Source organism: Stenotrophomonas sp. STEN018 (genome assembly GCF_056760235.1).
The window spans coordinates 1-11,904 of the sequence record NZ_JBRREK010000082.1 but is presented as its reverse complement, the minus strand read 5'-3'; the positions used below and the strand labels follow the sequence as shown (position 1 = coordinate 11,904).

Genomic DNA, 11,904 nt, shown 5'->3' with positions numbered 1-11,904 from the left:
TTTTTTTAATATGCCACCCACCCCCCCCCGCGCGGTTTTATTTTTTCACCCAAGGTTGGCCGCCCACCCCCCCCCGGCCGCGTTGGCCCCCTATTTCCCGCTGGTATACCGGGGGGGGGCGGGCGCCGACGCCGCCGCCATCGGGTGGAAAGCCGAAGTTGCCGCTGGAGTTGAGCTTGGTGCTCAGCGATGCGCCGCTGGCGGTGAGGTGCTGCACCACGTCGGCGATCGAACTGTAACCGGTACGTTCAATGGCTTCGCGGGTAAGCACCTGCACCGGAACCTGGGTTTCCAGTTCGGCTTTCTTGATGCGGGTACCCGTGACTTGAATGCTGTCCAGGGTCTTGGGGGTGCTGTCTGGTGCCTGTTGCGCGAAGGCCGCGCTGGGCAGCAGACACAACAGCGATAAGCGGACAGCGCAGCTGAGGCGGCGCGGGCGTAGCGGTAACAACGTCATCGGAATGCTCCTGGTGATTGCCGGACTACGTGCCCGCCACCATGACGGGCGTAGCCGATTTGTAAGCAATTCGTTAGGCGCAGACAAGCGGCGATGCCGCAACGCGAACCTGAATCCGCGTAATGAAACGTCGGTTACATCATTTCACTGTGCTGAATAGCCGCCATCGACCAAGTGGTAACTCCCGGTAATGAACGAGGCTTTGTCCGACAACAGGAAGCAGGTCAATGCCGCCACTTCCTCGGCCGTGCCCAGCCGTCCGGCCGGGTGCAGCGCCACCAGCCCGGCATAGGCGCGGTCGTCCATGCTCTGCAACAGTGGTGTGTCGATGAAGCCCGGGCCCACCGCATTGATCCGCAACCCGCGCGCGGAGTATTCCAGTGCCGCGCTCTTGGTCATGCCGACCAGTGCGTGCTTGGCCGCCACATAGGCGGCCGCGCCGGCCCAGCCGTTGCTGCCCAGGATTGAAGCCATGTTGACCACCGCGCCACCGCCACTGGCCAGGATCGCGGGGATCTCGTACTTCATCGAATAGAACACGCCGTGCAGGTTGACCCCGAGCACGCGGTGCCATTCTTCCACCGGATAGTCTGCGGTCTGCAGGCTGGCGCCGCTGATGCCGGCATTGTTCACCGCAAGGTGCAGGCCGCCGAAGCGTTCATTGCAGGCCTTGACCATCAGCCGCACCGCATCCGGATCGCTGACATCCACCTGCAGGGCCTGTACCCGTTCGCCCAGCGACATGGCCACGGCGGTGGCGGCATCGCCATCGATATCGGCGGCCAACACCTGCGCGCCGCGCGCGGCCAATTGCCGCACTACCGCCTCGCCAATGCCGGAGGCGGCACCGGTAACCAGCGCGATGCGGCCGGTAAAATCCTGTTGCATGGGGGTTTCCACAACTGCGGTCATTCCGCAGTGGGTAGGCTCCCGCGTTTGCCTTACAGGTGCATTGCGTGGGATCAATCCGGGGTGGTGGCAGGTTTGTTGTTCGTGGCCGACTACAGTGCCGCGTGTTGCCCGGGATGTGTATGCAATGGCAGGAACGCACTCAGATCTTCTGCCCGCATCGGTCGGCCGAAGAAATAGCCCTGCCCGTAGATCACGCCCTTGTCGCGGAAAAAATCCGCCTGTTGCTGGGTCTCGATGCCTTCCACCAGGGTCTGCATGCCCAGGCTGCGCGCCAGCTCGATGATGTGGATGGCGACCTGGCTGGTCACCGCTTCGGTGCAGGCGGTGGAGGTGAAGCTCTTGTCCACCTTGAGGATGTCGAAGGGATAGGTGGTCAGATAGGCGAGGCTGGAATAACCGGTGCCGAAGTCATCGATGGCGATTTCGATGCCCATCGCGTGGATCGCCGCCACCACATCCTGCGCGCTGGCTTCCTCCAGCAGGCCGCGCTCGGTGGCTTCCACCACGAACCGGCCATTGCCAATGCCGATTGCACGTTGCATGTCCGCCAGCAGCTGCGGCGTCTCCATCGACTGCAGGTCACGCGGTGACAGATTCACGCCCAGTCGGAAGCGTGGGTATTGGCGGAAAAACCCGCTCAGGTCCTTGACCACCAGTTCCAGCACGCGCCGGGTAACCAGCTGGATCAGTCCGGCATCCTCGGCAAACGGGATGAAGCGGTCCGGCGGCACCACGGTGCCGTCTTCGTGCTGCCAACGCAGCAGCGCCTCGGCACCGATGCAGGTGTCGTCCTGCAGGCTGAACACCGGTTGGTACATCAGGAAAAAATGCCCCTTGTTGATGGCGCGCAGCAATTCGGCACGCGTCGACCATTGGCGGCGGATCATTACCAGTGCCATGCCCAGCACCGCCAGCCCGGCAATGATGCCGAGCGGGATGAACCAGTGTGCGAACTGCGCCATGCGCGCATCGACCGCGGCCAATGGCGTGGCCACGATCACGCCGGTACCGCCGGGGCGCAGTACCCGCCGCACCACCAGATAGCCAGCCTCCTCGTCGGTGAAGTGACCGTCGTTGTCCTTGTCGATCTTCGTCGTGGTCCAGCGCTGCAGCAAGGTGCCCTGACGCGCGGCATAACGACCATCCATGCTGTTGAACAGGCCCAGTGAAAGATCAGGGCGGGCGAACGGGGTAATCAGCCCGTCGGGGTAGACCAGCAATGCATAGCCGTCCTTTTCCAGCACCACGAACTCACGCCCCGGCAAGCCGGGCACCTGCACGTGGGTGTAGACCTGCACGCCATCAGGTGCACGCAACGGATTTGGCGGTAGCACGATCTGCTGCATCAGCACGCCGCCGGAAGAGCAGGTGACCTTGCCGCCCTGCAGATACAGGGTGCTTTTGACGATGTGCGAGCTGATGCCGAAGCGCTGCATGCGCAGCAGCCCGGCCGGGCTGCAGGGTGCATCGCCGCTGCTGCGCATTTCCGCCCGCAGGCGCTCGATCACCTCGATGGTGCTGGCTACCTCGCGGCTGATGCTGGTCGATACGTCATCGAGCAACACGTATTTCTCGCGGATGGCCTGTTTGCGAGCTTGATGCAGCGAGTACAGCACCGGCACACAGGCAAGTATCGCGGCGGCAAGCAGCAGCAGCGCAGCGATTCGGTAGCGGTTCTTCATGATGGCGCCATCCCCGGGTTGGCTTCTTACTGCGCCACTATGTGACGTACGTCAAGAATTTCCAGTGATGAAGATTTAGCTATGTGCAGGCGGGCTTCACGCCGGGCGGAAGGTATCCCAGGCCATGCGTGCGATCAGCACCACCACCAGCACCACAAAAAGCTTGCGAATCAATGGGGTGCCGCCGCGCAGGGCAAGCCGGGTGCCGGTCACCGCGCCCAGCACATTGGCCGCAGCCATCGGCACCGCCAATGCCAGCAGCACGTTGCCGCTGGGCACGAAGAACGACAATGCCGCCACATTGGTCGCCAGATTGACCACTTTGGAGGCGGCCGAGGCGCGCAGGAAGTCCAGCCCGAAGAACCGCACGAACAGGAAGATCAGGAAGCTGCCAGTGCCCGGTCCGAAGAAGCCATCGTAGAAGCCGATCACCCCACCCATCGCCAGCGCGATCAGCAACTCACGGCGGCCGACCTCGCGCGGCCGGTGCAGGGCGCCGAAGTCTTTTTTGGCCAGCGTATAGCCCAGCATCACGATCAGCAGGGTCAACACCAACGGCCGCACGGCCTCCTTGGACAGCAGGGTCACCGCGGTGGCACCCAGGAACGAGAACGCAAACGCGGCGGCGGCCGCCAGCAACACCGGCCGCCATGGGAAGCGCACCGCACGCGCATAGCGCAGTGCCGACGCACCGGTACCGAATACCGAGCTGAACTTGTTGGTGCCCAGCAAGGCCGCTGGGGTCTGCTGCGGCAGGGCAGTAAACAAACCGGGCAGCTGGATCAAGCCACCACCGCCGACCGCCGCATCCACCAGCCCCGCGATGAAGGCGATGACCAGCAGCCATGGCAATTCGGGTGGGATCAACTCCAGCATGGCAACTCCAGCGCAGGGCGCGACAGCATACGCTCAGTACAGCAGCGCATCGCTCGGAACGGTGCCGAGCGTCGATGAAGGTGGAAGGATGCAGACATCTCCCGCCTTTCCCTGTGGTCGCGACCAGGCCTCTGCGGCCTGTTGTGGCCGCTACCGCGCCAGCCCGCCGCAGCGGGCGCCGAGTCGTTGGCGTGTTCGCGCTGCGCTTATGTGCTCAAGCAGGTTGATACGCACAGGTGTTGGCAGCCACAAACTGGAACAGCGCTTCGGCGCTCATCGGCCGGCCGAACAGATAGCCTTGGCCATACAACACCCCCCGGCGGCGGAAGAAGTCTGCCTGCTCCGTGGTCTCAATACCTTCGGCCAAGGTCTGCATGCCCAGGGAATGGGCAAGGTCGAGAATGTGCTCGGCGACCTGGCTGGTCACAGCCTGGGTGCAGGCGGTGGAGGTAAAACTTTTGTCCACCTTGAGGATGTCGAACGGATAGGTGGCCAGGTAAGCCAGACTGGAATAGCCGGTGCCGAAATCGTCTATGGCCAGTTCTATGCCCAGTGCGCGGATCGCGTCGAGCACGCTCAATGCACTGGTCTCTTCCAACAGTGCACGCTCCGTGGCTTCCACCACAAACTGGCCACAACCCGGGCCGATGTTCTGCAGCATCTGGCCCAGCAGCTTCGGCGTCTGCTCCGATTGCAGATCGCTGGCAGCCAGGTTCACCGCAAGGCGGAAGGCCGGCATACGCCGCAGGAAGCTGCTCATGTCCCTTTCAACCAGGTGCAACACCTGTCGTGTGATCTGCTGGATGAGCCCGGATTCTTCAGCGATGGGAATGAAGCGGTCAGGCGGCAGTACCGTGGCTTCTTCGTACTGCCAACGCAGCAGCGCCTCGGCGCCAACGCAGCGGCCATCGTGCAGATCGATCAGTGGCTGATACAGCAGGAAGAAGTGGCCCTTTTTTAGCGCACGCAGCAACTGGTTGCGCGGTGAGAGCTGGTGCCGGCTGAGCAGCAGCACGCTCGCCAGCACGCTCAAGCCAATCACGATACCGGCCGGGATGAACCAACGCCCGAACCGAGCCATGCGGGCATCGATATTGGCAATTGGCGTGGCGACGATCACCCCGGTGTCGCCGGTCTGCATGATGTGCCGCGCCACCAGGTAACCGGCATCGGTATCCAGGAAATGGCTTGGTGCGCGCGTGGTAGTGGCTGGTGATGCCCAGTGATCGAGCATGACGCCATCGCGAACGCTGTACAGGCCGTTGCGAGGAGTGAACAGGCCCAAAGACAGGTCGGCGCGAACGAACGGCGCAATCACACCCTCTGGGTATACCAGCAACGCATAGCCCTCCTTCTCCAATACCGCATAGCTGCGATCCGGCACGCCGGGCAGTCGCGCGTCGGAATAGACACGGATGCCATCGGCGCGCCACGGCGACGCCGGCCCAAGCACCAGCCGCTGCATCAACGGATCGCTGGAGGAACAGACCACGCGGTGGTTTTCCAGATACAACGCCGCGATGGAGATCTGGGTTCGCGCCGCTACCTGTTGTAGATGCCGGATGCCTGCAGGGTTGCAGGCGGCCTCACCACTGGCTGACATTTCGGCATGCATTTTGACCAGCATGGCGAGCGCGTTGCGCACCCGCCGATCAAGCCCCTGCGCCACATCATCCAGTTCCTTGTACTTGTCGTCGATGGCTTGTTGTCGGGCTTGATGCAGCGCATAGAACACCGGAAGACAGCCCAGCAGCAAACCTGCAAGCAGGAAAATTGCAGCGATCAGATGGCGGCGTTTCATGGATGGCCCATCCGGGGATTGGCGGGAGTCGCGCAAATATGTGACGTGAATCGCCAAAAAAACAATATGCAGATAACTGTCCAGAAAAGTCGCGGTTACACCCGTCCAAGCTGTCCCACGCCATGCGCACGATGAATAACCCCAGCAGCGCAAGGAAAAGCTTGCGGATCAATGGCGTGCTGCCCGCAGCGCCATCCGTGTGCCGACCACGGCGACACTGACGCTGGTCGTTACCATGGGTACAGTGAAGGCCGGTGACCACGGCAGGTAGGGTGGAATCAACGCCAGCATGGCAACGCCGGCGCAGGATGCGATGCCCTACGTTCAGCGCGCCGGGCCATTGCTTGGAACCGCAACGCCAGTGGATGAAAATGCAGCGATGCAGACATCTCCCACTTCTCCCTGTCCCTGCGGCCGCGATCAGACCTATGCGGGCTGCTGCGGTCGTTACCACGCCGGCCAGGCCGTGCCGGATGCCGAGTCGCTGATGCGTTCGCGCTACAGCGCCTACGTGCTCAAGGACGTCGACTACCTGTTGGCCAGCTGGCACGCGGACACCCGCCCGGCCACGCTCTCGCTGGAAGACGCTCCCGGCCAGCGCACGCAATGGCTGGGCCTGACTGTGCAGCGTCATGTAGTCACCGGCGACGACACGGCCGAGGTCGAGTTCACCGCCCGCTACCGCGTAGGCGGTGGCAGCGCGGTAAAGATGGTCGAGCACAGTCGTTTTCAACGCGTCGACGGCCGCTGGTATTACCTGGATGCAGCCGGCTGAAGCACCCGTCGCCCTCGCACACCGCACAGGCGAGGGCGGGCAGCGGCAGCGAAACCCATTGGTAGAGCCGAGCCGTGCGCGGCGGGGGGGCGAGCCGGGAAGCCCCCGCCCCCCAAGGGGCGGCGCGACGCGTTGGCCCCCACCCCAGGCCCAAACCCCCGGGGGGGGGGGGGGGGTGCCGCGCCCCCTTCCCCCTTGTCCGGGGCGGGCGGGGGGGGGGGGGGGTGCTCTCGCGCTCCCCCCCCCGGTGCTGTGGCCGCCCCACTACGCTTTCGCCCCCTCCCTTGCGCAAAGCGCAGGGGAGGGCTGGGGAGGGGTGCTTTTGGCTCTTCGCAACGTTCAAATACCCCCAGCTTCTCGGCTCACGCCGCTCCCACAACCAAGCAAAACCAGCCGCAACCACGCACCCACACCGCTTATCATCAAGCTCCAGTGCAAGGAGCGTATGGATGAACCCGATCAACCTGCTGCGTGCAGGCACCACGTTGGTAGCGCTGACGCTGGCCCTCCCTGCCCAGGCCGCGATCACCGACTTCGGCAGCTGTGGCGCCTCACTCAAGAGCGCCGCCGTTGCCCAGGGCATCAGCGGCGAAAAGCTTGATCAGGTCTTCAGCAACATCACCCCGGACCTGAGCGTGCTGCCGCTGCTCGACGCGCAGCCCGAGTTCACCACCCCGATCTGGGATTACCTGGCCTCGTTGGTCGACAGCCGCCGCATCGCCGATGGCCGCGCGCTGCTTGCCCAGCACCGCGCGCTGCTGGATCAGGTCAGCGCCCAGTACGGCGTTGATCCAGCCACCATCGTCGCGGTCTGGGGGGTGGAAAGTGACTACGGCCGCGTGTTCGGCAAGCGTCCGCTGCTGCAGTCGCTGGCCACCCTGTCCTGCAACGGCCGCCGTCAGCCTTTCTTCAAGGGCGAACTGCTGGCCCTGCTCAAACTGATCGACAAGGGTGACTTGAACCCGACTGGCCTGACCGGTTCCTGGGCCGGCGCCTTCGGCCACACCCAGTTCATGCCATCCACCTACGCCCGCATCGCCGTGGATGGCGACGGTGACGGCCGTCGTGATCTGGTCGCCAGCGTTCCCGATGCATTGGCCTCCACCGCCAACTATCTGAAGCAGTCCGGCTGGCGCACCGGCCAACCTTGGGGCGTGGAAGTCCGCACCCCGGCCAACTTCAATGCTGCACTCGCCGGCCGCACCAAGCGCAAGCCGCTGGCGGACTGGCGCGCGCTGGGCATCACCTTGGCCGACGGCAAGCCGCTGCAGGCGTCGGCCATCGGCGACGACAGCAACGCTGCCCTGCTGCTGCCGGCCGGCGCCAAGGGCCCGGCCTTGCTGGTGTTCCGCAACTACGACGCGATCTATTCCTACAACGCTGCCGAAAGCTATGCCCTGGCCATCGCCACCCTGGCCGACCGCCTGCGCGGTGGCACCGGTCTGAGCGCCACCTGGCCCACCGATGACCCCGGTATCGGTCGCGACGAGCGCCGCGAGCTGCAGACCCTGCTGCTCGCGCGTGGCCACGATATCGGCAGTGCCGACGGCATGGTCGGCACCGCCACCCGCCGCGCCATCCAGGTTGAACAGCAGCGCCTCGGCTGGAAGGATAAGGATGCCGATGGCCGTGCAGGCACCCGCATCCTGCAGGCGTTGCGCAGCGCCAAGCCGGCGCAGCCCACCGCGTTCCAGCTACCACCCAATTACCAGCAACTTGTTCAATCACCGATCGTACGGAGCGGCGTTTCAATGAAGGATGTGCAGGGCCTGAGCACAGGCGACTTCAAGGGTTTCACCGCATGGAAAGTGGAAACCCCGTTCTCCACCGCTGCCATCAGCGTGTTCGGCGGGCAGCTGCTGTCCTTCGTGCCCAATGGCGGCCAGGAGGTGATGTGGCTTTCGCCCACCGCCAAGCAACCGCCCACACCCATCCGCGGTGGCGCGCCGGTGTGCTGGCCGTACTTCTCGCGCCAAGGGCAGGGCAATGACGTGCCTGCGCATGGTTTCGTACGCACCGTCGCCTGGCAGCTGCGCGACGCCCGCCGCGAAGCCGATGGCAGCGTGGTGCTGACTTTGGCACCGCCGCCGATGGAGAACCTGAGCCTGCGGCTGCAGATGGTGGTGCGCATCGGCCGTACCCTGGAGCAGGAGCTGATCACCGAGAACACCGGCAGCCAGCCGACCAGCTTCACCCAGGCCCTGCACAATTACTTCAATGTCAGCGATGCCTTGAAGGTGGATGTAGCCGGCTTGGACGGGCTCACCTATCTGGACAAGCTCGATAACGGCAACGCCTATGTGCAGAAAGGCGACTGGAACCTGCGTGACCCGCGTGATCCGGGCCGCAGCGACCGTCTCTACACCCAGGCCGGTGGCCACTACGTACTGCGCGACCCGGGTTTCAAGCGGGCCATCGACATCAGCACCAGCGGCAGCCGCACCGCCGTGGTCTGGAACGCAGGCGAAGCCGGAGCGGCGAAGATGGACGACATCGGCGCAGCGTGGCGCAACTACGTCTGCGTGGAGGCCGCCAACGCCGGACCGGATGTGATCGAGCTGGCCCCGGGTGGACGCCACACGCTCAAGCAGGTGTTCGAGGTCAAGCCGCTTTGATGCGTGGATGTTGCTTGTAAGACGTGTATGCGCGACTTGTAGTCGCGCCTCTTTCGCTGTCATGACGTCAGCAGTTGTCCCATCAAGGAAGAATCAATGCCGAATACACAGTGGTATTACACCGATGCGCAGCACGAGCGGCAGGGGCCGCTCGCCACCGCACAGATGAAGCAGCTGTTTGCCGCGGGTGGGCTGGCGCAGTCGGCGCTGGTATGGCGCGCAGGTATGCAGGAATGGCAGCCGCTGCAGGATTTCGCGCAGGAGCTGGCCTGGCCGGAGCCAGCGGAAGGCAGCCACGATGGCAGTAATCCGTATGCGGCACCGGTTGCCATTGTCGGCGAGCCGCTCGCGCTGATGGACGACAGGTTGAAGCCCTACGCCGATTTTGTCGGCAACAACTTCGACAAATACCGCAGGAAATGGCATCTGGATGGAAAGCATCCCAATGCCAAGGACACCTGGCATTGGCCGGCATTCTGCTTCGGTGTGATGTGGATGCTCTATCGCAAGATGTACGCGCTTGCCGTGCTGTGGGGCGGCGGATCCGTGCTGCTGGCAACCACGCTGCGCATCATGCGCATCCCGGATCTGGCGGCATGGGGCGTCACTATCGGTATTGCGGTTGCCGCAGGTGGTCTGGGTAACGCCTTTTACCTGAAACACACGCAGAAGCAGATCCAGCAGGCGACGTCAGCCAATACCGGAGGCGCTCACGCGTTGCGGGCGACGCTGCGCATGCGTGGCGGGACCAGCATTGCAGCCGTGGTGACCGGGGTATTCGTGATGGTCGTGATTAACGCGATGCTTGCGTACACGATTGCTTGAGCCGTCTCAGTGCGCACCTGCTCGGCAAACGCAGGCACGCATTGAACCCGGCGGGGAGCTCAGCGCAGCGGCGTGGGTCGGCGCAACACCAGCAGTGTGATCACACCGGCGACCAAGCCCCAGAACGCGGAACCGATGCCGGCCATCGACAGCCCCGACGCCGTTACCAGGAAGGTCACCAGTGCCGGCTCGCGTTCGGCCTCTTCCTTCAACGCCACGGCCAGGCTGTTGCCAATGGTGCCGAGCAGGGCGATACCGGCCAGCGTCGCGATCAACTCCTTGGGGAACGCGGCGAACACCGCCGCCACCGTAGCCCCGAACAAGCCGATCACGATATAGAACACGCCAGCACTCACCGCTGCCGTATAGCGTCGCGCCGGGTCCTCATGCACATCCCGGCCCATGCAGATCGCCGCGGTGATCGCGGCCAGGTTCAAGGCATAGCCACCGAACGGCGCCAAAGCGGTATTGACCACCCCTATCCAGCCGATCACCGGTGATATCGGCGCGTCATAGCCCGAGGCCTTCAACACCGCCACGCCTGGCACGTTCTGCGAAGCCATGGTGACAATGAACAAGGGCAGGGCGATGCCGAACAACGCCGCCCACGACAGCGTCGGCACGGTGAACACCGGCAACGCCATCTGCAGCTGCACCTGTTCCATATGCATCAGCCCCTTACCGCTGGCGATCGCCACACCCACCAGCAAGGTCGCGATCACTGCATAGCGTGGCAACCAGCGCCGCCCGATCAGATAGGTGGCAAACATCAGCAGCACCAGCAACGGCTGGGTATTCACCGATACAAAGACATCCAGGCCAAAGCGCAGCAGCACCCCGGCCAACATGCCCGAGGCCAACGACACCGGGATCCGACGCATCGCCTTCTCGAACACCCCCGAGAAACCGGCCACCGTGCCCAGCAACGCGGCCAGCACAAACGCACCGATCGCATCGGACAGCGGCAGCGTGGTCGCCCCGACCACCAGCATCGCAGCCCCCGGCGTGGACCAGGCCGTCACCACCGGCACGCGGTAGCGCAGCGACAGACCAATACAGGTCGCGCCCATGCCGATGCCCAGCGCCCACATCCATGACGCGATCTCGGCCTGACCGGCACCAACGGCCTGCGCCGCCTGGAACACGATCACCGCTGAACTGGCAAAGCCCACCAGCACCGTAATGAAGCCGGCAACCACAGCGGGCAACGAGAGATCACGAAAGAACGAACGCGAAACCGGATTGGTCATCTATATATAGGTGTGACGGATCAACCCGCATTGTGGCCCAGCAAGCAGACCAACAGGCCTCAGCAAAACCTGCCGAAGACAAAGCCACTCTCCCGCGTGCGGGAGGGGGGGGTGGGGTGAGGGCGGCTCTTGGCACTGAAAAGCGACCGCACCGTCTTGGCCAACGTGCCAACAAGCACCCGCAGCAAGTCGACAGGGCACACGCCCAAGCCTCTGATCCGCATATAAGGAAAGGGCAGACAGACCGGCAAAGAACGAAAGCACCTCCAAGCAGCCTCGGCACTTTGCCAACTCTGGCCCCAACCCCCAATCTGCCGCTCTGCAACAAAAAGTGATTGCGATTTTCACAAAGATGTCTAGAATCCACTTCCTCGCTTCACGGCGCCGATCACAGCAGTGACCGACACCAAGAAACGACGTCACCAACCTCGAAACAGGGTGTTGACGGAAACAAAAAGCCTGCCATAATAGGCGGCTCGCTTCGACGAAAAGCCTTCGGGCCAACGCTGAAGCCGCCAAGTCAACAACCTCTCAAAAAGGTGTTGACGAAGCAGAAAAGCCACCATATAATGGGCGGCTCGCTACGACGGAAACGTCGCGGCCTACGAAGAAGGCGCTGAGGCCTGATTCGAAGTTCTTTGACAGTATGCGCAGGTATCTTGTGAGGACGCCTGCAGGAATGGATGACTGTCCATCTTGCAGACGTTTAAT

Annotated in this window: 10 protein-coding genes; 3 read left to right on the top strand and 7 right to left on the bottom strand. The window is 63.6% G+C overall.

Annotated elements, in window-relative coordinates:
* Nucleotides 1–37: 37 nt before the first annotated feature.
* The 5 genes from ACVOMB_RS19605 to ACVOMB_RS19585 form a co-directional block, all read right to left on the bottom strand.
* Nucleotides 38–457, bottom strand: coding sequence for a hypothetical protein (locus ACVOMB_RS19605; RefSeq protein ID WP_481532720.1), 420 nt, complete (start codon nt 455–457; stop codon nt 38–40).
* A gap of 144 nt (nt 458–601) precedes the next feature.
* Nucleotides 602–1,345, bottom strand: a complete 744-nt coding sequence (locus ACVOMB_RS19600; protein ID WP_481532719.1) for an SDR family NAD(P)-dependent oxidoreductase — start codon at nt 1,343–1,345, stop codon at nt 602–604.
* A 113-nt stretch (nt 1,346–1,458) separates the two neighbouring features.
* Nucleotides 1,459–3,051: an EAL domain-containing protein gene (locus ACVOMB_RS19595; RefSeq protein ID WP_481532718.1), complete on the bottom strand. Its 1,593-nt coding sequence runs from the start codon at nt 3,049–3,051 to the stop codon at nt 1,459–1,461.
* A gap of 96 nt (nt 3,052–3,147) precedes the next feature.
* On the bottom strand, nt 3,148–3,927 hold the full coding sequence (locus ACVOMB_RS19590) for a sulfite exporter TauE/SafE family protein (protein WP_481532717.1): 780 nt from the start codon (nt 3,925–3,927) through the stop codon (nt 3,148–3,150).
* A gap of 214 nt (nt 3,928–4,141) precedes the next feature.
* Entirely contained in the window at nt 4,142–5,728 is a 1,587-nt protein-coding gene (locus ACVOMB_RS19585; RefSeq protein WP_481532716.1) for an EAL domain-containing protein, read from the bottom strand.
* Between the two features lie 379 nt (nt 5,729–6,107).
* On the opposite strand from ACVOMB_RS19585, the gene ACVOMB_RS19580 reads away from it, so the two are divergent.
* From ACVOMB_RS19580 to ACVOMB_RS19570, 3 genes are all read left to right on the top strand, one after another.
* Entirely contained in the window at nt 6,108–6,503 is a 396-nt protein-coding gene (locus ACVOMB_RS19580) for a YchJ family metal-binding protein (protein ID WP_481532722.1), read from the top strand.
* Nucleotides 6,504–6,961: 458 nt separating this feature from the next.
* Nucleotides 6,962–9,118, top strand: coding sequence for a lytic murein transglycosylase (locus ACVOMB_RS19575; RefSeq protein ID WP_481532721.1), 2,157 nt, complete (start codon nt 6,962–6,964; stop codon nt 9,116–9,118).
* 96 nt (nt 9,119–9,214) lie between these two features.
* The gene (locus ACVOMB_RS19570; protein ID WP_481532715.1) at nt 9,215–9,943 is read left to right on the top strand and encodes a GYF domain-containing protein; all 729 of its coding nucleotides are present in this window, start codon (nt 9,215–9,217) and stop codon (nt 9,941–9,943) included.
* 59 nt (nt 9,944–10,002) lie between these two features.
* Here the strand turns inward: ACVOMB_RS19570 and ACVOMB_RS19565 are convergent, their stop codons facing one another.
* The gene (locus tag ACVOMB_RS19565; RefSeq protein WP_481532714.1) at nt 10,003–11,193 is read right to left on the bottom strand and encodes a benzoate/H(+) symporter BenE family transporter; all 1,191 of its coding nucleotides are present in this window, start codon (nt 11,191–11,193) and stop codon (nt 10,003–10,005) included.
* 531 nt (nt 11,194–11,724) lie between these two features.
* The coding region (locus ACVOMB_RS19560) for a hypothetical protein (RefSeq protein WP_481532713.1) at nt 11,725–11,904 on the bottom strand (180 nt) is incomplete at its 5' end.